The following is a 23,594-nucleotide window of genomic DNA, read 5'->3' as shown; positions in this document are numbered from 1 at the left end:
GGGCTATTTCGGGAGGACGGCCATGAAGAAATTTTTGAATTCGGTCGATACGGTGCTGACCGAGAGCCTCGACGGCTTCGTTGCCGCGCATGCCGATATCCTGGCGCTTGGCGAGGAACACAAATTTGTCCGCCGCAAGCTGCTCACACCGGGCAAGGTGGCGCTGATCTCCGGCGGCGGCTCGGGTCACGAGCCGCTACATGGCGGGTTCGTCGGGCACGGCATGCTGGATGCGGCCTGCCCCGGCCAGGTATTCACCTCGCCAACGCCTGACCAGATGATGGCGGCGGCCGAAGTCGTCAATACGGGCGCCGGCTGCCTGTTCATCGTCAAGAACTACGAGGGCGACGTGATGAATTTCGACATGGCCGCTGAAATGTCGGAAGGCGTGATGCAAATCGTGACCAATGACGACGTTGCGGTCGAAAACTCGTCCTACACCACCGGCCGGCGCGGCGTCGCCGGCACGCTGGTGGTCGAGAAAATCGTCGGCGCGGCGGCCGAACAAGGCATGGCACTGGAGCCGTTGAAGGCGCTCGGCGAGCGCGTCAACGGCGCGACGCGCTCGATGGGCGTGGCGCTGACCAGTTGCACCGTGCCGGCGGCGGGCAAGCCGACCTTCGATATCGGCGACGGCGAGATGGAGTTCGGGGTCGGCATCCACGGCGAGCCTGGGAGGCGGCGCGACACATTGAAAAGCGCCGATGCTATCGCCGAGGAGATCTGTACCGCAATCCTGGGTGACCTGGGCGACGGTGCCAGAGGCCAGGCGCTACTCTTCGTCAACGGCTTTGGCGGCACACCGTTGATGGAGCTTTATCTGATGTACAACAGCGCCCGCAAAATCTTCGAGAAGCACGGCGTGACGGTGATCCGGTCGCTGGTCGGGTCCTATGTGACCTCGCTCGACATGGCCGGCTGTTCGATCACGCTGAGCATGCTCGACGACGAGGCGGCTGTTTGGTGGGATGCACCGGTACATACGGCCGCGCTGCGCTGGGGCATGTAGCAGCGGAGAATGCCCCAGAAATAGTCGGTGACAAGACCGGTATCGGCAACGCCGCGCATCGCCAGACAGTTGCCCTCCTCACCCTGCGCAAGATAAAGAATCTGCGGGTTTGGGGAGTTCGAGCATGCGTTACAATTGGGATCGGGCGCCGACGGGTTTCGAGCGCCATGGAAAGGTGCTGGCAGCCGCCTTGCTGATCGTCGGCGGGGTCGGACTTATGCTCGCTGCCCTCCCGCTTTAGGGACAACAAACTCGGGTAGCGGACTACGTCTCACGCGTTGCCTCAGTGCGCCTGGCCAGTCACGGCGATGAAACGGCGGTCGCGCCCTTCAAATCCCTGGCTGAAGCGCTGCACGAGCACCGCAAGCACGCCCGGTTTTCCATCCGGGGTGAATGCGTAAGATTCCGACAGGCTGTAGGAAGTCGGGCAATTCCTCGAACCGGGCACCGCCTTGTCCTCATGCAGCAGCTTGATCGGCTTGCCATCCTGACCCCGCAGCGTCAGGCGAAAGCCGAGCGCCTTGCCGGTCGTTTCGCCTTGCTGCGTCGCGTCGAAACTCGCTGAACAATCCGCCGTGCTGTCGGCACGGATCTGCTCGAGCTGGATGGTGCCAAGCTCGTCATAGGCCGGCGAAAGCCATTTTTGCGAAACCTGCTCGAGGCGCGCAATGTCATTGTAGGCGACCATGTCGTCGGGAAAGGTGAACCTGTCCAAGGCAGTCCGCTCGCCGCGCGGCGCGATGGCATATTTGGCCAGCAAGGGCGCCGCCAGTTCGGCGGCCTGTGCCCTCGCCTGCGCAAGCGTCAATGTCGAATCCTCCGTCTCGTCGGCGATGACGATCGGCTTGCCGCCGACGAACTCATCGGTCCGCGTGTCGATGATGTCGATCTCCGACCAGCCCGAATCCGAAGCACCGGCATCGAGCGTGCCGTACTGTTCGAAGGCGAAGTAGTTGCCGTCTGGCGAAAAGCCGATGACGCGCCGGGCCGCCGCGTCGCCTGCCTGAGCAGCTGAAGCGAGCACCACCGCCAGCGTCGCAACCGCGGCAAACCCAAGCTCATATCGCAATTTCATCTCGCCCTGCCCCTAATGCCGAAAATTCGAACGATACCGGCCCCCAGACCACCATGACCCGCACTTGCGGCCAAGTTAGAACGACAGCAAACGAAACGCACAAATACATGGTTACACAAACCAGCATACGCTATTTCAAGGACAGCAAACATTCCTGGGGAGGAAGCTGGATGGCGTCACGCTACCACGAGGTCTATGACGGCTGGAAACGCGACCCGGAAAAATTCTGGGCCGATGCCGCCGGCGCAATCGACTGGTTCTCGCCCTTCGAGACGGTGTTCGACGCCAATGCCGGCGTCTATGGCAGGTGGTTCATTGGCGCCTCGTGCAACACCTGCTTCAATGCCGTCGATCGTCATGTGGCGGGCGGCCGTGCCGACCAGATCGCGTTGATCCATGACAGCGCGATTTCGGGCACAATCAGGAAATTCACGTATGCCGAGTTGAAGCGCGAGGTGGTCGCGCTGACCTCGGTGCTCAAGAATCGTGGCATCCAAAAAGGCGATCGCGTCATCATCTACATGCCGATGGTACCGGAAGCAGCCTTCGCCATGCTTGCCTGTGCGCGGATCGGCGCCGTGCATTCGGTGGTCTTCGGCGGCTTTGCCTCGCATGAGCTCGCCACCCGCATCGACGACGCCAAGCCGAAGCTGATCATCTCCGCTTCCTGCGGCCTGGAGCCAGGGCGCGTGGTTGCCTATAAGCCGCTGCTCGACAAGGCGATCGAGATGTCGCGGCACAAGCCGGAAAGCTGCCTTATCCTGCAGCGCGACCAACTGCGCTGCGAACTCAGGGAAAACCACGATATCGACTATGCCGACGCCGTGGCGCGGGAGCGGGCCGCGGGTGCCAATGTCGACTGTGTTCCGGTGCTTGCCACCGATCCGCTCTACATCATCTACACGTCGGGCACGACCGGCCAGCCGAAGGGAATCGTGCGTGACAATGGCGGCCATATGGTCGCGCTGAAATGGTCGATGGAAAACGAGTTCGGCGTCAAACCGGGCGAAGTGTTCTGGGCGGCTTCCGACGTCGGCTGGGTGGTCGGCCATTCCTATATCGTCTACGGCCCGCTGCTGCATGGCTGCACAACGATCCTGTTCGAGGGCAAGCCGGTCGGCACGCCCGATGCCGGCACCTATTGGCGTGTGATCGCCGAGCATGGCGTCGTCGCGCTGTTCACCGCGCCAACCGCCTTTCGCGCCATCAAAGGACAGGACCCGAAGGGCGAATTCGTCCCGAAATACGACCTGTCCAAATTCCGGACGCTGTTCCTCGCCGGCGAGCGCGCCGATCCGGAAACCATCAAATGGGCGGAGCAGAAATTGACCGTGCCGGTGATCGACCATTGGTGGCAGACCGAGACCGGCTCGCCGATGACCATCAACCCCGCCGGACTGGGCCTGCTGCCGGTCAAATACGGCTCGCCCGGCGTGCCGATGCCCGGTTATGACATCCGCGTGCTCGACGATGCCGGGCATGAGGTCAAGCGTGGTACACTTGGCAATGTCGTGGTGAGATTGCCGTTGCCCCCCGGCTGCCTGCCGACGCTGTGGAATGCCGACGAGCGGTTTCGCCAAGCCTATCTCGACGAGTTCCCCGGCTTCTACAAAACCGCGGATGCCGGTATGATGGACGAGGACGGCTATCTCTATGTCATGGCTCGAACCGACGACATCATCAATGTCGCCGGCCACCGGCTATCGACCGGCGCCATGGAGGAGGTTCTGGCCGCGCATCCCGACGTCGCCGAATGCGCCGTCGTCGGTATTGCCGATGCTATGAAAGGCCAGGTTCCACTCGGCTTCGTCGTGCTGAATGCCGGCGTCGACCGCGACGCCGGCATCATCGAAAATGAGGTTGTCACCCTGGTGCGCGAACGGATCGGCCCGGTCGCTGCCTTCAAGACTGTGGTGACGATCAAGCGCCTGCCGAAGACGCGCTCCGGCAAGATCCTGCGCGGCACCATGCAGAAGATCGCCGACAAGGAGGAATGGGCCATGCCGGCAACGATCGACGACCCGGCCATCCTCGACGAGATCACCGCCGCGCTGAACCGGCGCGGCATCGGCCTGTAAGGGGCGCCGAAGCCGAGTTGCGTCCGAAGCTCCGGTATGGAACGACCGGCGCCGGACGTGGTATCCACGCGCGGTGTCGTCATGTTGTTTCGGAATCGAGACGCACCCACAGCCATGCGAGACGCCATACGTGACCCTGTTCCAGCGATCGAGAAAGCCCCAGGCCGCGGCACGCCAGCGGCTGGAGATCGATATGCGGGGCGCAGTCGTCTATGCGATCGGCGACGTGCATGGCTGCTACAAGGAACTCCGCGCCCTGGAGCAGAAGATCCTGCTCGATTCGGCGCCCTTCGAAGGGCGCAAGCTCATAATCATGCTTGGCGACTACGTCGATCGTGGCCCCCAGTCGGCGCGCGTGCTCGATCATCTGCTGGCGCCGCCACTCCAAGGCTTCCAGCGCATCTGCCTTGCCGGTAACCACGAAGTCGTGATGCTGAACTATCTCGACGGGATCATTTCGAGAGAGTCGTGGCTGGCAATAGGCGGCCTGCAAACGCTGTTTTCCTACGGCGTCGACCCGGAGCGCATGGCCGATCTCTACGGTTCAAACGAGGAGGTCGACAGGCGCATTCGGGAGATCATCCCCGCCGACCACGTCAGTTTCATGCGTGCGCTGCCGGTCATGGTCTGTTCGGCGAAATTCGTATTCGTTCATGCCGGCATCAGGCCGGGCATCGACCTAGCCGCACAAGACGAGGACGACCTGCTCAACATCCGCTCGGAGTTCTTCGAAGCAGCGCATCTTCTCGACCGCTATGTCGTGCACGGACATACGCCGGTCGACACTCCGAAGCTCGAGGGACGCCGGCTTGGCATAGACACCGGCGCCTTCCAAACCGGCCAGCTGACCGCCCTCAGGATCGTCGACAACCGCGCCAGGTTGATATTTTCCTGAGCGCGATGTCGTCGCTCAGGCGGCTGCCTTGGTGCGCGCTTCCGATTTTTCCAGATAGTAGCTCGAATATTTGTCGAAGAATTTTTCCGAGCCGCCGATCGCGCCATATTTGGCCAGCTTCTTCAGTTCGACCTTGTTCAGCACCGCGCCAATGATCTTCTTGGCGATGTAGGGCTCCGAGCTGAGCATGGATTGCACCATCGCACGCGGCGTGCGTCCCCACTCGGTGACCAGCACGAAGCCGTCGACAAGCGGAGCGAAGGCCTTGGCGTCGACGACAGGCCCGAGCGGCGGCAGATCGACGATGATGTATTCGAAGGTTTCCTTGGCGTTATCGATGAAACGCCGCATGCCGGCTGAAGACAGAAGCTCGCTGGTATGCGAAAACTGGCCACGCAGGACGGCCGGGATGATAGCCAGCTTGGTCTGCCGGTCGATCTTGCCGACCGACTGCCATGTCTGCCCGCTCACCACAGCTTCCATCAGGCCCTGCTCGGCCTCCATACCGAGGCTGCGGCTGAGGCCGGGATTGCGCAGGTCGCCATCGATCAGCAGCGTTTTCGATCCGTTGACGGCAAGCAGCCCGGCAAGATTGGCCGCCACGGTCGACTTGCCCTCGCCGGGAAGCACCGAGACCACGCCGATGACCCGGCTGCCCTGGCCTTCCATCACGACGTCGAAGGCGATCTTGGCGTTGCGCAGCGTCTCGGAGAACATCGATGCCGGGGCATCGACGGTTACCCGCATCCGCGCACGTTTTTCGGCTGCCGACAATGTTCTGGAGGGCTGGGATTTGGAGGACTTGGCGGTCTTGGATTCAACGACTTTGACGTCAGGCTGACCGCCATTGCGCTGGTCATCCTTGCCAGCCTTGCCGATGACCGGCAGGTAGCCGAGGAATTTGAGGCCCACACGGTCGCGGACATCCTCGCCGGTCCTGAAGAAGCGTTCCCTGAATTCATTCAGGCCACCAACCCCTGCCCCCAGCATCATGCCAAGCGCCAGCGAAAGCCCCAGCACGATGGCTGTGCGCGGGGTTGCGGCCGACTGCGGCATCGTCGCGTCCGAGATGACCCGGATCTTGCCGACCGGGAAGGATTGCTGCTGGGCGGCCTCCTCATAGCGGTTCAGGAACGTCTGGTAGAGCGTCGACAGCGCCGTCGCCTTTTGGTCCAGCTCACGCAGCTTGACCTGCGACTGGTTGTCGATGGAGCTCTTGCCAGCCGCCAAGGCGACATTTGCGCGGAGCGCGGTTTCGCGCGCCAGAGCGACCTCGTATTCGTTGCGGTAGCTTTCGGTCAGTTGCTTCAGCTCGCCGAAAATCTGCGCCGATATGTCGACCTTCTCCTTGGCGAGCGCGACGGCCTGCGGATGTTGCGGGCCGAAATTGGCTTCGACATCCTGCTGCCGCTTGGATACGGTGAGATAGCGGTTCTTCAGCGTCGTGATGACCGAGCTGCTCGGTTGGTCGTTCGATATCGCAGCGTCCTTGAACGCATTGTCCGAGCCGCTTTCGACGATCGACTTGTACTGCTGATAGCGGGCGCCGGCACGTGCGGTATCGGCCTGCGCGACGATCAGCTGGGTGTTGAGATCGGACAATTGCTTGTCGCTGATCAGCTGGCCGTCATTGACGGCCAATCCGTGTTCGGCCCTGAACTTTTCGACCGCCAGTGCAGCCGCCTGGGAGCTCTCACGAAGCTCGGTCAGCCGGCCTTGCAGCCAGACCGCCGCCCGCTCGGTCGCGTCGAAGCTGGCATCAAGTTGATCGGCTAGATAGGCATCGGCATAGGCCTTGGTGATGGCGGTCGCAAGCGCCGGATCGGTCGCCTGAAAGGAGATGCTGATGACAAAGCTCCGGCCGATCCGCTCGGCATCGAGTTGGGTCTGCAGTTTGAAGATTGCGTAGTCACGGGGCGATGAGGATGCGGTGATCGCGTCACGCGTCGCAGCATCAAGCTGAGTGACATCGGTTGTGCTAGCGGCGCGCTTGGGGCGGACAGACTGGACGATACCGCGCACAAAGCCAGCAACCTTCGACAGGGCCGATGTCGGAGGGTTCATGAAAGCGTCGTTCTGATCGAGCTTCAGCTTGTCGACGACCACCCCAGCCAGCCTGGCCGACTGTAGTATTTCGATCTGGCTCAGAACGGCGGAGTCGGTCTGCATGCTGACCGACGCCGCCGAAATGTCGTCGACGACCTTGTTCAATCCTTCGTCGATCAGCACGCTGCTCGTCGCCACATAGGTAGGAGGCGTCGTCTGCAAATAGAGCACGCCGAGAAAGAGACCGATGACGGCGCAGGCGGCAACCACTTTCGCCTGCCGCGCGGCCATGCCAAGCAGGCGCTCGATGTCGATGAAATCTTCGGCGTTTGCCGCATTAGAAGCCGGCAATGGCGTCCTCTTGTCGACAGGAAAATTGGCATAGTTCATCTTCGGTCCAATTCTAGTTTGCAGGCGCTACCGCCTCGAAGGTCGGGACATAGGGTGCAAACCTTGCGCCGGACAGTGCGCGTCGCGCGCGGCGCAACGGCCTGTCCTGCGTCATCAGCCGCACCCACAATGCCTCGAAAAAATGGACATTATGCGGCTTCTTCCCGACGCTGATGCGACCGGACGAATTCCTGCAGCATCTCGAAGATCGGGCCCTTCATGTCCTCCCGCGCCAGCGCGAAAGCGACATTGGCCTGAATGAAGCCCTCCTTCGAACCGCAGTCGAACATGCGGCCGTCGAAAGGCTGGGCGAAGAAGGCCTGGGTCTGTGCGAGACGCACCATTGCGTCGGTCAGTTGTATCTCGTTGCCGGCGCCGCGCTGCTGGCTGGCCAGCAACGAGAATATCTCGGGCTGCAGGATGTAGCGGCCGTTGATGTAGAAGTTCGATGGCGCGTTGGCAGGAGCCGGCTTTTCGACCATGGCCGTCACCTCGAAGCCCGTGCCGACATCAGCGCCGCGCCCGACAATGCCGTATTTGCTGGTCTCGGTCGGATCGCAACGCTCGACGGCGATAACGTTTGCGCCAGTCTGCGCATAAAGATCGGCGACCTCGGCGAGACACCCGCGCCCGCCGAAGGACACCATGTCCGGCAAAAGCAATGCGAAGGGCTCGTCACCGATGACTTCGCGCGCGCACCAGACGGCATGGCCGAGGCCTTGCGGCGACTGCTGGCGGATGAAGCTCGTCGCGCCGGCGACGGGAAGCAGGCTTTCAAGCGATTCGAGTTGCGCCTTCTTGCCGCTCTGCTCCAGGGTTCCGGTCAGTTCAGGATGTAGGTCGAAATAGTCCTCGATCACCGCCTTGTTGCGGCCGGTGACGAAGACGATGTGCTCGATGCCGGCCTCGAACGCCTCGTCAACCGCATATTGCACGACAGGCCTGTCGACCACCGGCAGCATTTCCTTCGGCATGGACTTGGTCGCCGGCAGGAACCGCGTTCCGAGCCCCGCCACCGGTATGACTGCCTTCCTGACTTTTTTCATTGCATGTTCCTTCTGAGGAGATCGATTTCAACCCTGTCGCAGGCGGCGAAACTGTCTTCATTCACCTGCAGCCCTTCACCTCCCCGCCACCACGGCAAACTGTGCCGCTACCCTTCGCAGCCGGACGGCGATCGGCATGCTCATATGCCGAACCGCCGCCGGATCGCTGAGCGCCGTCCATATCGCCTTGAGCGGGGATCGCGCCTTGATGTGCTGGACCAGCGACAGGAATGATGCCGCCCGGCGCAGGCTGCGAGCGCGCCTGGCGAACGCCGCCTCGGCCGCAGCATCCATGGAATGGGTCGCGGCGAAGGTGGCATCGGCCCTGCGCATCGCCTCGACGTGATGAAGTTCGAGCACCCGGGAGATGGAGCCGGTGCGAATGTGGTAGATATAGCCCGTCGTCGGCTCGACCACGCATTTGCCCCCCTTGGCCAGAGCACTGGCCAGGAGGATATAGTCTTCGCCAATGATCAGGCTTTCATCGTAACGCAGCCCGTTCTCGTTCAGGAACCGGCGCTCGAAGATCGGCTTGAGGTAGCCGAGATTGAACCTCGATTCGAAGAGGACATTGCCGCCGATGAAATCCGCCAGCGAGATTGAACCGAGCCCTTCCAGATAGTCGGCCGGGAACATCGTCTCTTCGGCAACGCCATCCTCGCGAACGACCTGCAGATTATCGACCGCGATCTCGGCGCCCGCTTTCTCCGCGCGTTCGATCATGGTGCAGATTCGCCCGGGATAGACCGCGTCGTCCGAATCTAGGACCGCGACCCACCTGCCGCGGGCAAGCTCAAGGCCCGCATTCCTGGCGCCGCCGGGGCCACGGTTTTGCTCGAGCGCGACAACGCGTACGATGTCTTCGGGGTAGGATCTCGCCAGGTCGAGCGTCCGGTCGCGCGACTTGTCGTCGACGACGATGACCTCGACGCTGATATTGCGCTGGGCGACGGCGCTGGCAATCGCCCGATCGATGGTCGCCTCGGCATTGTAGGCGGCAATCACGAAGCTCACGTCAGGCTGCACGCTTGCCCCCTTGCTGCGGCGAAGACAGGCCGTATTGGCGGATTTCACGAATCCCGACGAGGCCGCTGACGACGCCGACATGCATAATGCCGCGAAGCAGGCTGCGGTTCCGGCGTACGGGGTCGATGGCGACCGGAATTGCCGACAGGAAACTGTAGGCGGCCTTTGCCGCGGCAATGCCGACCTGCTTGAGCCGGGCAAGGCCGTGTGCGTTGCGCCCCAGAAGATGACCGTGCGTCTGCCCAACGCGGAACCGGCGGCGGCCGAGCCAGTCGAATGCCGCCCTGGCAGGTGGCACCGCTTCGTCGACCCAAGCCTCCGGCGAAAAGGCGATGCGGCCGCCGGCCTTGACCATCTGGTCGAAGAATTCCGTATCTTCGCCGCCGGTCTGGCCACGTGCCAGGCTGAAGCGCCGGCCGCGCAGGCTCTCAGCGCCAATCCTGAGCAGGAGGTTGCAGGTGTAGCCGGTGCGGATTTCGCCGCTCACCCAGACCGGCAAGGTCGAGTGGAAATCGCCTTTGCGCATCCAGGCGGGCGCATCCGGCAGGTAACGGGCTTGCACCGGCCCAAGCACCGTCGCAGCACCTGTTGCTTCCGCCGTCGCCACCAGTTCGGCAAGCCAGCCAGCGGTGGCCGTCTCGTCGTCGTCGATAAAGGCGACGAAATCCGCCGCACTGGTATCGAGGCAAGCGTTGCGCGCGATCGAGATGTTGCGGGCCGGGGCGTGCCGGTAGGTCACCGGCAGCTTCAACTCCCCCGCCAGCTTGGCGACCAGCGTTCCGGCCGTCGGCGTATCGTCGTTGTCGGCGATGACGATACCGACGTCGAACCCCGCGGGCATGTCCATGGCCGCTATGGAGCGAAGCGTGTCGGCAAGCTCCGGCCGGCGGAATGTGCAGACGCAGATATCGATGCTCCGATTTTTCCTGAGGGGGTCCATCACGCCACCCCGCGCTGCGGTCGCGGTGCGAGCAGTTGCAGCCAGAAACCGACCGACCAGCCGAAATGCATGACCATTGCCGAGACCCCGGCAAGCGCAATGTCGGCTTTGCGCTGGCTGACGGCGGTCCAAAAGCCGTAGCCGAGGCAGACCGACGCCCATAGCAAAAGCGGCACGGCCGCCAGCCAGTGGACGAAGGAAAAGGCGGCGAGAAGAACCACGGGGAACACCAGAAGCGGCACCATCTGCCGGATCTTCGGGATCATGCGGTGCTTGAGAACGTTCTTTGCCCGGCCACGGCCATAGCCGAGATATTGAAAATAGAGGCCCTTCAGCGAGGAGCGCGGGTAGTAGACCATTTGCGTCTTGCCGGTCATCCAGATGCGGTAGCCGGCCTGGCGGAGCCGATAGTCGAGTTCGGCATCCTCATTGTGGCTGAAGGTTTCGTCATAGCCGCCGACCGCGGTGAAGGCCGATATCCGTATCAGTGCGTGGTGGCCATGATCGACCCATTCCCCCGCCGAAAGATGCCGGTGCTTGGAGCCGCCGGTGCCGAGCCTGGAGTTCTGCGCCGCTGCCGCTGCTTTCTGAACCATGCCGCTGCCACTGGTCAGCATCGAGACGACGACCGAATCCGCACCGGTGGCCTGCGCTTCTTCGACCAGCCGGTCGCAATAATCCGTAGGATAGCCGCCATGCGCGTCGATGCGAATGAGATAGTCGACGCCTTCCCCGAACCTGGCGACGGCGAGATTGATTGCCGCGCTCTGCAAGCGCTTTTCATTGTGCAGCAGGATCACCCGCCGATCTTTTGCGGCGATGTCCGCGACGATCGTCCTGGTGCCGTCCGTGCTGCCGCCATCGGCAACGATGATCACGGCGCCCAGCCTCTCGGCCGCAGGGCGGAGCTCTCGAAGCAACGCGCCGATATGGGCCGCTTCGTTCAGGCACGGAACCACGATCATGCAGGATGGAATTTCGGTTTGCGTCATCGGCAGTCCTTCTATGCCAATGCTTCGGCAGCATATGGACCGGGAGCCGCGGTCAGCCCGCGGAGCTTTTCGACGAGCGCCCGGCAATCGGCGCGGTCGTAGCTCCATATGCGCGGATCGCGGGCGAGAACACGCGCCCTCAATGTCTCGAACCGATTCTGCTCCATCGTGCCGACGGCGGCTTCGAGCGCCTCGGGCGTGGCTTCTGGCAAAGGAACCCCTATGCCTTGCCGGTCGAGAAACCGGCCGGTTTCGGTGGCTCCCATCGAAATCGGCACGGCTCCGAAGCGGCAGCCCTCATAGAGCCGATTGGGCAGCAGCCATTCGGAGTTCAGGCCCTGCTCAAAAAAGTCGATGGCCCAGGAAAAGTGGACCTCGCGATAGATCGCCGCCATATCCTCGGGATTGCGGTAGGGCCCGCCAAACGAGAGCCAGGGTTCCGATTCGACGAAACCGTGGAAATCGGGAAATTCGGACAGCGCCGGGCGGCCCCTGAGGACGATTTCAAAGTGGCCGTCGAGGCGGCGCGAAAATTCGGCCAGAAGCTCCAGGGAGCGACGGCAGCGAAGCGCCCCGAACCAGCCGATCCGCCAAGGCGGCGCAACGGGGTTCTCCGGCGCCGCGCGGTCATCCAGCGAGGCCGCGGCTGGCTCGAAATACTTATTTTCGAGCAGTTCGACCGGGGCGGCAATCTGTCCGAACGGCTTGAAATAGTTGGCGATGAAGGCCGGAGAGCTGGTCACCAGAAGCTTCACATCCCTGGCCAGGAAGCGTTCTGCGCCGCGCATCGCCCAGCCCAGCGGATCGTCGCGAAGCAGCAGGCGATGGATATCCAGGCACTCGTAGACGATCGGCACCGTTGCCTGGAAAGCCGACCTGGCGCGGCGGGCAAGCGCCAGCATTTCCAGATTGCGCGCGATAATGAGGTCGGGCCGTGGCATTGAGCCCAGCTTCGAGCCGGTCGAGACGACTGCCTTCATGATCGCGGCCAGACGTTGGGCGAATCGGCCATCACGAGTCGGGCCGAGATCGATCGGCTGCAAGCCCTCGACATCAGCAACTGCGCTTGCCGTACGACGAAAGCCCGCCAGCGTAACCTGGGCGCCGCCTGCCTTGAGCATTATGATCCGCCGGCGCACTGCCGGGTCGGAGACGTCGTGTACCAAGTACAAGACATGCAGCATGAAAACTCGACCGCTGTTGGCCCGCCCGCGACAATGCTAGTACAGCTCTTGCTGCATCGCAACATTTTTGGTTGCAGCGTAGCAAAGATCCCCGTTTTTTGTTGCACTGCAAAATCGATGGGTTAATCTCGCTCTGCTTGGGCCACATGGACCGCGCGTTGGCCTGCCATCGGGCTGCGCGCCAATAATCACGACGCGAGGACCATCCTTGGCGTGCAGCATTTTCGGCCAACCCGCCTGCAATCCGCCCCTTCGCACCCGTCGATGGAAGCACGGGACTACTCACGAAATGAGGTCATTCCATGAAGATCGCGGTTGAAAACACCGTCTGCCTGAATACCGGGGATGCAGCGATTCTCCTGGCGATCCGCCATGTTTTCAAGACGATCGTGCAAGACGATATCCAGTTCTACGTCTTCGACAGCCAGCCGGAGGTGGCGGCGGGGCTCTACACGAAGAAAGAGTATCCTGATCTCGAATTCCACAAGCTGCTGTCGGAATCGCTGTTCCGCTACAAATACGGCAGCGGGCTGAAGAACCTGTTCAAGCCGATCTACAATCGGCTCGTCCTCAATGCCCTGCGGCGGTTCGGCATCCGCGGCGTTCTCGGGCGTTTGTTCAGCTCAAGCAATCGCCGTGGTCTCGAGATCTACAAAGACGCCGACCTCGTGGTCACGACAGGCGGAACCTATCTTGTCGAGACTTACAATCTGGAACGGCGACTCAATCAATTCCGGATCGACGCGATTCTGGGCAAGGACCCCGTGTTCTTCACGCAATCGCTCGGCCCGTTCAACAAAAGTTACAATCGCCAGGAGTTGAGCCCAATCTTCGATCGGAGCCCGCTCATCCTGCTGCGCGACGAACGTTCGCGAGGCCACATTGTGGACATGGTGAAAGACCCCGGCAAATGCCGCGTCGTGGCCGACGCCGTCTTTGCCCTGGCCGACACCGACAGGATCGGAAAAATTCTGGCCTCCGGCCAGTCGGCGACCGTCACCGGCCGCGTCGCCATTTCCGTCCGTCACTGGAACTATGTCAGCGACGGCGAGGGCGGCATGCGCCGCTACATCGACTCGATCCGCGCGATCGCGACCATCCTGGTCAGGGACCACGCCAAGGAGGTCACCTTCGTCTCCACCTGCCAGGGCGTGCCGGAATACGCCCATGATGATTCCAAGACGGCGCGGGCTATCGTTGCCGAACTCGATCCGGAGATCGCCAGGCACGTAAGCGTGGACGCTTCGTTCCACACGCCGGAGCAACTGATGGCACTGGTGAAAGGCTTCGACTTCGTTGTCGCAACGCGCATGCACATGATGATCATGTCGCTCTGCGTCGGCACGCCGGTGCTGCCGATCGCCTATGAATTCAAGACCAAGGAACTTGCCAAGCGAATCGGCGTCGCCGACCTGCTGCTCGACATCGACACGGTGACGCCCGAGGAAGCGAGCGAGAAGCTCGGCAGACTTACCGCCAATCTCGACCTCTATCGCAGGACGAGCCTTCAGGCAGTGCTTGAGGAGCATGCGTCGGCGATGTCGGCAGGTGAGCTTTTGAGCCCGGTGATTGCCGGCCTAGCGGGCGTTGCGCATGGCGCTCGAAAGCGTGGTGAACAGGGCGCTGCGAGACTGGCGAAGGGCAAGCATGAGGACCAGGCCGATCAAATAATTGAGGGCAACCGCCAGGACCACCGCGAGCAGGTCTGACTGGCCGGTCAGCGATGCCGGCAACTCGCGGTACACGGACCAGGCAAGCAGCGACGACGCGATGAAAAGTCCCTGCATGACCAGGAAGTCGGCTGCGGTCACCGGGCCGACCCGGTGGACAAGAACGGCAAGCACCGGGACGCGCAGCACATAGCCGCTGATCGCATAGGCCGCCGCGACACCGACGGCGCCCCAGTGCAGGCCGATGATGAAGGCGGCGACCGTCGTCAGCGACGAGTAGATGCCCCAGTGGAACATGGTCTTGGTCTTGCCCTGGCAGATGAAGATCCAGCCGGTGGTGCTCGAGACGGACTGGATCAGGCTGGCGATGCCGAGCCAGGCGAAGATCGGCGCCACCGCTGTCCAGCGCTCGCCGAAGAGAAGCCCGACGACCTGGTCCGACGTCAGCGTCAGCGCCGCGATGCCGGGCATAGTGATGGCCGCCAGCATCCAATTGGTTCGCACATAGATGTCGCGAAACCGCGCCTTGTCCTCATGGATGCGGCTCAGCAGCGGCACCATCACGCGTGTCAGCGGCTGGTTGATGTTCTGCAGCGGAAACAGCAGGAGCTTGTAGGCGCGGTCATAATAGCCGAGCTCGATCGCGCCCGAATATTTTCCGATCAGGATGTTGTCGAGATTGCGCGAGAAGAAGTTGGCCAGATTGAAGCCGGTCAGATTGGCGCCGAAGGACAATATGTCGGTATCGACCTTCAGGTCCGGCCGCGACGGCGTCCAGCGCGCCACCTGCCATGCCGCGGCCAGCGCGACAACAGCCGATACCGCAGGGCCGATGACCAGCGACCAGTAGCCCAGTCCCGCATAGGCGGCGATTGCGGTAGTCGCAAGTCCGGCAGCAGCGGTTATCACGTCGTTCAGCGCGAGCTGGCCAAAGCGCAAGTGACGGTTCATCAGCGCCAGCGGCACCGCGGCGAGGCTGCCAAGCAGCAGCGGCAAGGCAGAGCCGATGGTGATTCCGACCATGCGTTGATCGCCATAGAAGGCAGCGATGGCGGGCGCCAGGCATGCAACCACCACGGCACTGCCCATCCCCACCAGCGCACTGATCCAGAATACCTGGTTGAGCTGCTCGGTGCTGATGTCCTTGCGCTGGACCACAGCCTGTTGCAGGCCAAGATTTTGAAGCAGCCCGACAAAGGCCACGATCGGCCCGACGGAAGCCACCAGGCCGAAATCCTCGGGCACGAGCAGACGGGCAAGCACGATGACCGAGAGAAACTGGATCGCCATCTTGAAGCCTTGCGCGCCGATCGTCACCATGCCGCCGCGCAGGGCGACGCGACCGAACTGAGGGGGCGGGTTGGCGTTCATGCCGGGTGCCTGGCTTCGGCCAGCTGGGCAACGATCTGCGCAAAACGTTCGTTGAGTACGTCCGCGTTGAAATCCTGCTCGATCTTGCGGCGCGCCGCACATGCGATGCGCTCGCATTTGTCCGGGTTCTCGGCCACCCAGACAAGCTTGCGGGCCAACGCCGCAACGTCTCGCTCCGGTGCGAGGAAGCCTGTCTCCTGATCCTCTATCAGTTCGGGAATGCCCGAGTGATAGGTGCTGACGACGATCAGCCCGGCGGCCATAGCCTCCATCAGCGCCACCGGAATACCCTCGAGATCGCCGTCTCGCGCGGCAACGCTAGGCAGCAGGAATACGTGGGCATTGCGCAGGCGCTGCTTGACCTCGGCGTGCGGACGCGGCCCGAGGAAAGTCACCCGGTCGGCAATGCCGAGATTTGCGGCGAGCTTCTTCAACTCTTCCAGCAATTCGCCGCCGCCAATCACCGAATAGACCCAGTCGCGCCGCGGCAGGCTGGCGAGCGCCCCAAGGGCGAATTCGATGCCCTTCTTTTCGGTCAGCCGGCAGACCGAGATGAAGGACAGCGTGTCCCGGTCCCAGGAACGCCAATGGTAGCCGATCTCACCGGGCCGCACGCCCATATGGTGAACCATGACTTGCGCCGGGGGTGCTCCGACGCCGATCAGGGCATCGCGGAAAAACGCGTTCACCGGGAGCTGGAGAACGCCCTTGTCGAACACAACCTTGTAGCGCGTGAGCGTGTTGTCATGCAGCGGTTCGCCGACATCGCGGCCGTGGAATATGGTCACCAGCGGAGCGGAAATCCGGCCTCGTTTCATGGCGCGGGCGACGCGCATGCCGTTATTGCCGAAATGCGCGACGATCACATCGGCGTTCTGCAATTTGCGCGCAAAAGCGATGTCGACAGCGGTCGAGAGCTTATCCCAGAACCTGCCCGACCATTTCCTGAGCGTCGGGCGAAAGCGCCCCAGCCCGCCCCACCAGCAGACGACCTTGCCAGGGAGAGCCTGCCAGCGGCGATCGTCGATGTTGCTGTCCTTGCCGAAGGACGTCTCGTTGCAGACGACGCCGACTTGCATGCCGCGCTCGAGGCACCCTTCTATCTGGTCGAGGACGAAGGTCTCCGACAAAGAGGGGAACTTATCAACTACGAAGCAAATCTTCATCGAATGGACGATCTTTCGAGGCCGGTCGGCGATCTGCTCGCGCGGACGAGGGATGACGCCCGTCGCCGCCGTGCGAGGCGCCTCAAGCGTCTGGTGTTGTGCGTGTCGTTGTCCCAAAGCCGCTCGCACCCCTGGGTCAGGCGCAAAGGCAGGCTTTTGAACGACGTGCATGGTTTTGGACGAATTGCATCAGGCGGCACGCTCCAGCGCGCCTTGCCTGGCGCGGTCGAGAACGCCGAGAAAAGTCGCGAACTGGCTGTCGGGGTTCATTTGCGGCCGCTCCGAAAACAGCTGCGCCGCCGCCGACAGCCGATCGTACTCGGCCTTGTCGCTCCATAGTCGCCTGACCGCGGCGACCCAGTCGTCGAGCGGTGCGTCATAGTCGAGCACCACGCCGCCGGCGCCAATCGCTTCCGGCAGGCCGCCGCGACGGGACCCGACGACTGGAATGCCGCTGCAATGGGCCTCGGATGCCACCCGCCCCCAAGCTTCTTCCCATTTGCTGGGCGCCAGCAGGATCTTGGTGCGGCCATAGACGGTCTTCATGTCGCTGGTGCGGCTTTCCAGCCTGACGTTGCGCAGCGGCGCGATGATCCGTTCGATCTGTGCCCGGTGGTCGTCGTCGAGCTTCCAGCTTTCGACGAACAGGAACGGAATTTCGGGGCATTGGCCGGCGATGCGCACGGCGAGTTCGAACCCTTTTTCATTGTAAGGATTGATCAGCGTGACGAATTCACCGGTGGTCGGCGTGCTGTAGAGCCCGGGATTGATGGTCGGCGGGATCACGGTCGAATCGATGCCGAACCTTTCCTTATAGGTGCGCGCAGTGAATTCGGAGTTGGCGATATAAAGCGCCGAATGCAATTCGCGCAGGTCGCCGGCCAGTTCGTGGAATTCGACGTTCCGCAGATAGACCACCAGCGGCACGCCGAGCGCCTGCAGCGCCTTACCGATCGGCACCGATTTGTGGCACTGCACGACGGCGACATCGGGATCGAGCCGTTCGACCGCGAAGCGCGCCGCCTCCCAGGGAAACCATGCCCGCACGACCGGATAGCCGGGATAGCTGTCGATGACCGCTCGCTGACGAAGCAGCTTCATCTTGGCGCGCGCCTTGAAGCCGAACATGCCGTCACCGAACAGCGCCGCCAGAACCGAGGCGTCATGACCGTGCTCGCGCAGCTGCTCGACCAGATGATGCGTGCTCGACTGAACGCCACCGCTGAACTGCGGCGTGTAGCCGTTGCCGCCCGCAAACAGAACTTTCATGGACCTGGCTCCTTGCTGGACCGCCCTAGCGTCACGCCGCCATTCTGCCGATGCTGTGGTATTCGATGCCGTGGCGGGCGATGACCTTGGGGTCGTAGAGATTGCGTCCGTCGAAGATAACGGGCGTGGTCAGCGCGTTCTTCAGCGCATCGAAAGACGGCGCGCTGAAGCTTTTCCACTCGGTCACGATCAAGAGCGCATCGGCGCCTCGCAGCGCGGCCTCCTTGGTGCCGCACAGTTGCAGGTCGTCGCGCAGCCCGTAGATCGCCTGGCATTCCTGCATCGCCTCCGGATCATAGGCCTGCACATTGGCACCGGCGGCCCAGAGCGCTTCCATCAGCGTGCGGGCCGGGGCCTCGCGCATGTCGTCGGTATTGGGTTTGAAGGCCAAGCCCCACAGCGCAAATGTCTTGCCTTTGAGATTGCCCTTGAAATAGCGGTCCACCTTCTCGAACAGGACCGACTTCTGCTGGTTGTTGCGCTCCTCGACGGCACGCAGCAGCTTGGCGTCGAACTTGACGGCCTCGGCGGTCTTGATCAGGGCACGCACATCCTTCGGGAAGCACGAGCCGCCATAGCCGAGGCCCGGATAGATGAAGTGGTAGCCGATCCGCGGGTCGCTGCCGATGCCCTTGCGGACCTCCTCGATGTCGGCACCCAGTTGCTCGGCCAGGTTGGCCATTTCGTTCATGAAGCTGATCTTGGTCGCCAGCATGCAATTGGCCGCGTATTTGGTGAACTCGGCACTGCGCACGTCCATCACGATCATCTTTTCGTGGTTGCGGTTGAACGGCGCGTAGAGCTCGCGCATCACCGCCTCGGTGTCCTCGTTGCTGGTGCCGACGATGATCCGGTCGGGCTTCATGCAGTCGCTCACAGCGGACCCTTCCTTGAGGAATTCCGGATTGGAGGCGACGTCGAAAGCCAGATCCTCGCGCCCGCGCGCCTTCAGCGTTGCGGCGATCCTGGCCTTTATCCTTTCGCAGGTGCCGACGGGCACGGTCGACTTGCCGACGACGATCTTGGGCTCGTCCATCTCACGACCGACGGCCTCGGCGACGGCCAGCACATATTTGAGGTCGGCCGAACCATCCTCGCCCGGCGGCGTGCCGACGGCGATCATCTGGATCTGGCCATGCTTGATCGCCGCGGCGGCGTCGGTGGTGAACTTGATGCGGCCGGCGGCATGGTTCTCCTTGACCATGTTTTCGAGTCCAGGCTCGAAGATCGGGACATGACCCTGGTTGAGCCGCTCGACCTTTTTTGCATCGATGTCGACGCAGACCACCTGATGGCCGACTTCGGCAAGCACCGCCGCCTGTACAAGACCGACATAGCCGATTCCAAAGACAGTCAAATTCATTCGGTTTCATTCCTGTTCAAGGTTTCGGGCCTTTTCGAGCTTCGGGTTTCCGACCACCTTCGGCCCGGCCGGTTCAGATGCGCTTCTAGTTGGTGTTGCATGCCAGCGATTCGGGGAATTGGCAGGGCTGGCCAAGTGCGGTGAATGCAACGCGATCCACCTGCATGGTGAGCTTGCGGCCCGGATCCGAGAACGGCCCCATCCAGCCCTTCATCGTATCGCTACCCCACAGGCTGAAATAAATCCTTTGCGAATGGGTGGGCAGCTTCGCCGGATCGGTGATCTCGTGGACAAGCTTGCCGTTGACGTACCAGCGCAGCCGGTCCTTTTCCCAGACGAAGGCGTAGTCGTTGAAGGCCTTGTCGGTGCCGCCGGCGACGTCGACCAGTTTCTCGTTCTTGCCTTTGCCGGCTATGTAGGCGTTGACCTGAACCTTGGACGTGTCCTTGGTCAGCACCTCGAAGTCGATTTCATCATGCGGCTGCTTGTCGGCATCGCCGACGAAGCTGAAGAATGCCGCGTTGACGCCGGAGCCCGTGTCGGTCTTCATCCGCGCCTCGTAAGTGCCGTAGCCGAAGCGCTGCTTGGTCTGGATCTCGGCGCAGGCGAATTCGCGATCCTTCAGCTTGCGCTTCTCCAAACCGAGCGTCAGCATGCCGTCGGAAAGCCCGATCAGGCTTTTGGACCAGGTACAGTTTTGATGCTTGCCGTTCGTCCAGCCGTCGGAAATGTACCAGCGCGCGCGACTGAGGCTGGTGAAATCATCGACAAAGGACGGCGCGGTTGGGAGATCCTGGGCGCGCACGGGGACCAGGCCCGCAACCATGCTGCCGAGAATGACCAGCAGTAACGCGCCGTCTGAACGGAGCCGCCGCAGCTTGCCTGGGATCGGGCGCGTGAACGGGGTGCCTCGGGTTGCCGGGGCGGGCGTGCTTTTAAGATCTGCGTTCATATCAAACTCACCTTGTGCTGTGCGCCCCCAAAGCGATCGTTCGAACCGTGACGAAACAACCTGATCTTGACCTCTGTCGCTCCCAAGCTCCGTGTTGTGCCTAAAACCATTGCGCCGACCCGGGTGTTCGCTCAGCCTGTGCCGGAACCGGCGGCCCTCACAAAATCGGTCCTTATGTCGGGACCGTTCTGCCGCTTCTCCTCGAAGATTTCATCCAGCGAACGACGGAGATCCTTCATCATCTGCATCTGGCGCGACAGCGCTGCGATGCGCCGCTCGCAATTCAGGATCGACCTGGTCAGTTCGCCGACTTCGGAAGACCTGCGAGAGGAGACCGCTCCGTTCTCCATGGCCTCGACCAGGAAGGCGGCATTGGTAGCCGTCGTCCTGTAGCGGTTCTCAACGCCGCTCTTCTCCGCCTCGACTTCGGCCGAGATCTGGTCCAGCAGCTTTGCCAACCGATCGAGGCGCGAGGTGTCGGTCTGCGTGTCGCGCGCCGGATCTCTCGATCGGAAGCCAAAGATCGAGGCCATGCAGTCAGCGCCCCATCATCGTCGAGCTGGTGAACGGCCTTAGTGCCCGTCCACATTCAAAAGACATTTCTTGCATCGTCCAGCTCCTCCGACAGGGTATGTCTCGGGCCAGTTCGGTTGGCCGTCCAAAATTGCTGCACCGCAACATAGATTGCCATTCCCTGCGCGGATAGGCAACCACCTAGATCGTAAACTCATGAATCTCGTTGAAACGGTCCGAGCCGACCGAAGGGTAAGGAAGTAGCTACCGCCGTCGCACGTTGACGGGCCTAGCTTTCGCCGGCCGTGCTGGTTCCGGCCATGAGGAAGCGCAGCGGCGGCACATGCTGACGCTTCGCGGCGAGGCCGGCGCGGCGAAACAGCGCATCCAGCTTATCGGAGGCGACGCCGCGGACGACGGCTGTGAGGTTGGACGAGCCGGCCAAGGCGTAGGCCGCGGCCGGCGCCAGCCCGCGCTCAGCCTTCACGTCTAAAAACTTCCGCAACCGGTATTTGTCGCGGATGTGCCGCTCGTGCCTTCTCAGCGCAGCCTTCGATGCCTCCGGCAAACTGTCGATCGCAAGCAGTGCCAGGTCGGCATCGGCCAGATGCTTCAGGTCCTGGGTCTTGTGCCGTCCGCTCAGCGAATCGGCGCGCACGATCGCGCCGTAGCCACAGGATTTGATGACCTTGAAGCGCGCGCCATGGGCAACCGCGCGCGCATAGAGTTCATAGTCTTCACCCAGGCGCAGCTTCTCGTCGTAGCGCAGCCCATGCCGATCGAGAAAGGCGCGGCTGATCACTGGCTTGAGGAAGCCCAGTTCCCCGCGTTGCACACGGCGCCTGGAGATGTTGGCGTCGATGAAACCCTCGAAATCGAGGAATTCCGGCTCGGGCGAGAACGGTGGAGCAACGATTTTCGAAACGTCGGTTGCCGCGTCATCCCTGACAAGCATGATATTGTCTGCGGCGAAATCCCAATCGGTGCTGGCGAACAGTCTGTGAAACCTGCCTTCGAAAAAGAAATCATCAGCGTCCAGAATGCTGATGAACGGCGACCTGGAACCGGCTATCGCGGCGTTGCGTGCAAAGGATGGGCCGCGATTGACGTCGAAGCGGATGACGGAAAGGCGGCCCGTGCCGTCGCCGGCCGCGTGGGCGACTTTCGCGGTATCGTCGGTGGACGCGTCGTCGACGACGACAACTTCCGCAACCTCAGGCTCGCCTAATGCCGACGCAATGGCAGCCGGGATTGTCCGCGCCGCATTGCGGGCGGCGATGATCACGCAGACCTGGAATGGTGTCATGGACATGCCTCTCGATTGCAGAAGTCGTTGCGGATTTCCTCGCCCCGTCCGCTCAATGCCCCACCGCCCATTCTGAAATGCATCGGCCCAAACGCCTATGCTGCAAGTGCGAAGCAAGCATCGCCAAAATCATCGGCGCCGTCCAGTTTTTCATTTTGCTGGGTGTCATGGCCCGGTTGGGCAGGCGGCGAGCCTCAATCGGGATGGCTCCAGAAATGCGCCGCTTGGCAGAGCCGTTCCTACACGCTCCGTCAGAGCGCTGGACTGGCAGAAACCAGTTGCTGATCCTCGCCGACCGGACGGCGGCGGGGCGGAGCGAGCGCGTCGAGGCCCGCAGTGTCAAGGAATTGAAAGAACAGGAATGCCGACTGCCGGTGTTGTTGAGGCGAGCAATTCGTCAGAGGACCGGCGAGCTTAACCACAGGTCACATGGACATCGCAGACCGCGGCCAGGCCCGAAATCAGTGAAGGCCTCTCCTGGCGCTGAGTTTCTCGCCTTCGGCCGCTTCGTTCGAACTCAGCTTTCGTTCAGCGTCGCGAATTTTGTCGGCCGGGGTCGGGGCATTTCTGGCGACCATGGCAAAGACCAGCAGAAAATAACCCAGTTGGATGACTATGGCACAGCCGATGACGCGAAACAGCGTCGTACCGAGCGAGGCGCCGCCCAAATAGGACCAGACGATCACGATCGCCAGCGCAAAACACATTCCGATAATGAACTTTGGCAGTGACATACCCGATAGCCCATCAACCGGCTCGGGAAAAAATGTCGACAAGCCCACCCCGAGCACCTCCCTTAAACTCTGCGAGCTTATTTAGGTTGCCCGCGTCTGGCCGGTTGCTTCCGGCCTAGCCCAATCTGTCCATAGTCCGACAGAAACAATTTACAACTCTATTGAGCCGCGCAATAGGCGGCAAGGGCAGCTGCGGAATAATTTTGAACGAATCCTCGGGATCGACTCTGCCATGGTGCAATGCACACATTGGCATCACCACTGATTGCCGGATATCGACCAGCTCCAGTAGCATTTACAATATTAACTAGTAATTTGTCATAACATCAGTCGTTTTTTGAAATTCTAAATGACGGCGAAGCTCCATTGCAGGGTATAAAGAGCGATTCGCCTAAAATCAGCCTCAAAATTGGACTAGCTTTTCCAAAATTGCCCATAATCTGTCTCTTTTGTGACATAAAGGCGAAATTTTGTGCAGGACGAGTTTATTATTTAGTCAGTTCATGACGCGACTATTACAGCCGTCTGGGAAATTGTGTGTTGCGCTGCAACATTTTTTCGGTATCGTG

The 23,594-nt window shown here is 61.9% G+C and carries 18 protein-coding genes and 1 pseudogene; 4 read left to right on the top strand and 15 right to left on the bottom strand.

Annotation, left to right across the window (positions count from 1 at the left end; all coding sequences use genetic code 11):
- The first annotated feature begins 22 nt into the window (after positions 1-22).
- Positions 23-1,009 (top strand): dihydroxyacetone kinase subunit DhaK, encoded by a 987-nt coding sequence (dhaK, locus tag NKI59_RS07065; RefSeq protein WP_352454687.1) that lies wholly within the window; start codon positions 23-25, stop codon positions 1,007-1,009.
- Between the two features lie 283 nt (positions 1,010-1,292).
- Here the strand turns inward: dhaK and NKI59_RS07060 are convergent, their stop codons facing one another.
- On the bottom strand, positions 1,293-2,084 hold the full coding sequence (locus tag NKI59_RS07060; RefSeq protein ID WP_352703242.1) for a DUF2259 domain-containing protein: 792 nt from the start codon (positions 2,082-2,084) through the stop codon (positions 1,293-1,295).
- Between the two features lie 170 nt (positions 2,085-2,254).
- Here NKI59_RS07060 and NKI59_RS07055 point away from each other — a divergent pair, with 170 nt between their 5' ends.
- Entirely contained in the window at positions 2,255-4,162 is a 1,908-nt protein-coding gene (locus NKI59_RS07055) for a propionyl-CoA synthetase (RefSeq protein ID WP_352703240.1), read from the top strand.
- 193 nt (positions 4,163-4,355) lie between these two features.
- A complete protein-coding gene (locus NKI59_RS07050) occupies positions 4,356-5,057 on the top strand; it encodes a metallophosphoesterase family protein (RefSeq protein WP_352697111.1) in 702 nt (233 codons plus the stop codon).
- A gap of 15 nt (positions 5,058-5,072) precedes the next feature.
- On the opposite strand, the gene NKI59_RS07045 is transcribed toward NKI59_RS07050, so the two are convergent.
- From NKI59_RS07045 to NKI59_RS07020, 6 genes are all read right to left on the bottom strand, one after another.
- Positions 5,073-7,493: a polysaccharide biosynthesis tyrosine autokinase gene (locus NKI59_RS07045; protein WP_352703237.1), complete on the bottom strand. Its 2,421-nt coding sequence runs from the start codon at positions 7,491-7,493 to the stop codon at positions 5,073-5,075.
- 149 nt (positions 7,494-7,642) lie between these two features.
- Complete coding sequence (gene galU / locus NKI59_RS07040) at positions 7,643-8,539, bottom strand: UTP--glucose-1-phosphate uridylyltransferase GalU (RefSeq protein WP_352568344.1); 897 nt, start codon at positions 8,537-8,539, stop codon at positions 7,643-7,645.
- A gap of 75 nt (positions 8,540-8,614) precedes the next feature.
- Positions 8,615-9,565, bottom strand: coding sequence for a glycosyltransferase family 2 protein (locus NKI59_RS07035; RefSeq protein ID WP_352703235.1), 951 nt, complete (start codon positions 9,563-9,565; stop codon positions 8,615-8,617).
- Positions 9,555-10,505 (bottom strand): glycosyltransferase family 2 protein, encoded by a 951-nt coding sequence (locus NKI59_RS07030; protein ID WP_352703233.1) that lies wholly within the window; start codon positions 10,503-10,505, stop codon positions 9,555-9,557. Before NKI59_RS07030 ends, NKI59_RS07035 begins: the two co-directional genes overlap by 11 nt.
- Complete coding sequence (locus NKI59_RS07025) at positions 10,505-11,497, bottom strand: glycosyltransferase family 2 protein (protein WP_352703230.1); 993 nt, start codon at positions 11,495-11,497, stop codon at positions 10,505-10,507. The genes NKI59_RS07030 and NKI59_RS07025 overlap by 1 nt, the downstream gene beginning before the upstream one ends.
- A gap of 11 nt (positions 11,498-11,508) precedes the next feature.
- Positions 11,509-12,681, bottom strand: a complete 1,173-nt coding sequence (locus NKI59_RS07020) for a glycosyltransferase family protein (protein ID WP_352703228.1) — start codon at positions 12,679-12,681, stop codon at positions 11,509-11,511.
- Between the two features lie 302 nt (positions 12,682-12,983).
- On the opposite strand from NKI59_RS07020, the pseudogene NKI59_RS07015 reads away from it, so the two are divergent.
- Positions 12,984-14,036, top strand: a pseudogene (locus NKI59_RS07015) (polysaccharide pyruvyl transferase family protein); the annotation flags it as partial.
- Positions 14,037-14,258: 222 nt separating this feature from the next.
- Here NKI59_RS07015 and NKI59_RS07010 read toward each other — a convergent pair.
- From NKI59_RS07010 to NKI59_RS06975, 8 genes are all read right to left on the bottom strand, one after another.
- Positions 14,259-15,722 carry a lipopolysaccharide biosynthesis protein gene (locus NKI59_RS07010; protein ID WP_352703226.1) on the bottom strand — a complete coding sequence of 488 codons (1,464 nt, stop codon included), beginning with the start codon at positions 15,720-15,722 and terminating at the stop codon, positions 14,259-14,261.
- Positions 15,719-17,005 carry a glycosyltransferase gene (locus NKI59_RS07005; protein WP_352703224.1) on the bottom strand — a complete coding sequence of 429 codons (1,287 nt, stop codon included), beginning with the start codon at positions 17,003-17,005 and terminating at the stop codon, positions 15,719-15,721. The genes NKI59_RS07010 and NKI59_RS07005 overlap by 4 nt, the downstream gene beginning before the upstream one ends.
- A 72-nt stretch (positions 17,006-17,077) precedes the next feature.
- Positions 17,078-18,157 (bottom strand): glycosyltransferase, encoded by a 1,080-nt coding sequence (locus tag NKI59_RS07000; protein WP_352703222.1) that lies wholly within the window; start codon positions 18,155-18,157, stop codon positions 17,078-17,080.
- Between the two features lie 31 nt (positions 18,158-18,188).
- Positions 18,189-19,520, bottom strand: a complete 1,332-nt coding sequence (locus tag NKI59_RS06995; protein WP_352703220.1) for a UDP-glucose dehydrogenase family protein — start codon at positions 19,518-19,520, stop codon at positions 18,189-18,191.
- Between the two features lie 85 nt (positions 19,521-19,605).
- A complete protein-coding gene (exoK, locus tag NKI59_RS06990) occupies positions 19,606-20,472 on the bottom strand; it encodes an endo-1,3-1,4-beta-glycanase ExoK (RefSeq protein WP_502901031.1) in 867 nt (288 codons plus the stop codon).
- Between the two features lie 131 nt (positions 20,473-20,603).
- Positions 20,604-21,005, bottom strand: coding sequence for a single stranded DNA-binding domain-containing protein (locus NKI59_RS06985; RefSeq protein WP_352703217.1), 402 nt, complete (start codon positions 21,003-21,005; stop codon positions 20,604-20,606).
- A 269-nt stretch (positions 21,006-21,274) separates the two neighbouring features.
- A complete protein-coding gene (locus NKI59_RS06980) occupies positions 21,275-22,297 on the bottom strand; it encodes a glycosyltransferase family 2 protein (RefSeq protein WP_352703214.1) in 1,023 nt (340 codons plus the stop codon).
- A 455-nt stretch (positions 22,298-22,752) separates the two neighbouring features.
- A complete protein-coding gene (locus NKI59_RS06975; protein ID WP_245274682.1) occupies positions 22,753-23,082 on the bottom strand; it encodes an exopolysaccharide production repressor protein in 330 nt (109 codons plus the stop codon).
- Between the last annotated feature and the right edge of the window lie 512 nt (positions 23,083-23,594).

This window comes from Mesorhizobium sp. M0598 (genome assembly GCF_040320865.1).
Taxonomy (GTDB): domain Bacteria; phylum Pseudomonadota; class Alphaproteobacteria; order Rhizobiales; family Rhizobiaceae; genus Mesorhizobium.
Note: the sequence above shows the minus strand (reverse complement) of the source record. Positions and strands in the feature narration are given on the sequence as shown.

Bases quoted from the DNA above. Each gene is read 5' to 3' on its own strand.
- exoK (WP_502901031.1), bottom strand. From the start codon at position 20,472: ATGAACGCAGATCTTAAAAGCACGCCCGCCCCGGCAACCCGAGGCACC.
- NKI59_RS07020 (WP_352703228.1), bottom strand. From the start codon at position 12,681: ATGCTGCATGTCTTGTACTTGGTACACGACGTCTCCGACCCGGCAGTG.
- NKI59_RS07010 (WP_352703226.1), bottom strand. From the start codon at position 15,722: ATGAACGCCAACCCGCCCCCTCAGTTCGGTCGCGTCGCCCTGCGCGGC.
- NKI59_RS07000 (WP_352703222.1), bottom strand. From the start codon at position 18,157: ATGAAAGTTCTGTTTGCGGGCGGCAACGGCTACACGCCGCAGTTCAGC.
- NKI59_RS07055 (WP_352703240.1), top strand. From the start codon at position 2,255: ATGGCGTCACGCTACCACGAGGTCTATGACGGCTGGAAACGCGACCCG.
- NKI59_RS07045 (WP_352703237.1), bottom strand. From the start codon at position 7,493: ATGAACTATGCCAATTTTCCTGTCGACAAGAGGACGCCATTGCCGGCT.
- NKI59_RS06985 (WP_352703217.1), bottom strand. From the start codon at position 21,005: ATGGCCTCGATCTTTGGCTTCCGATCGAGAGATCCGGCGCGCGACACG.
- galU (WP_352568344.1), bottom strand. From the start codon at position 8,539: ATGAAAAAAGTCAGGAAGGCAGTCATACCGGTGGCGGGGCTCGGAACG.
- dhaK (WP_352454687.1), top strand. From the start codon at position 23: ATGAAGAAATTTTTGAATTCGGTCGATACGGTGCTGACCGAGAGCCTC.
- NKI59_RS06995 (WP_352703220.1), bottom strand. From the start codon at position 19,520: ATGAATTTGACTGTCTTTGGAATCGGCTATGTCGGTCTTGTACAGGCG.
- NKI59_RS07060 (WP_352703242.1), bottom strand. From the start codon at position 2,084: ATGAAATTGCGATATGAGCTTGGGTTTGCCGCGGTTGCGACGCTGGCG.
- NKI59_RS06980 (WP_352703214.1), bottom strand. From the start codon at position 22,297: ATGTCCATGACACCATTCCAGGTCTGCGTGATCATCGCCGCCCGCAAT.
- NKI59_RS07030 (WP_352703233.1), bottom strand. From the start codon at position 10,505: ATGGACCCCCTCAGGAAAAATCGGAGCATCGATATCTGCGTCTGCACA.
- NKI59_RS07025 (WP_352703230.1), bottom strand. From the start codon at position 11,497: ATGACGCAAACCGAAATTCCATCCTGCATGATCGTGGTTCCGTGCCTG.
- NKI59_RS07050 (WP_352697111.1), top strand. From the start codon at position 4,356: ATGCGGGGCGCAGTCGTCTATGCGATCGGCGACGTGCATGGCTGCTAC.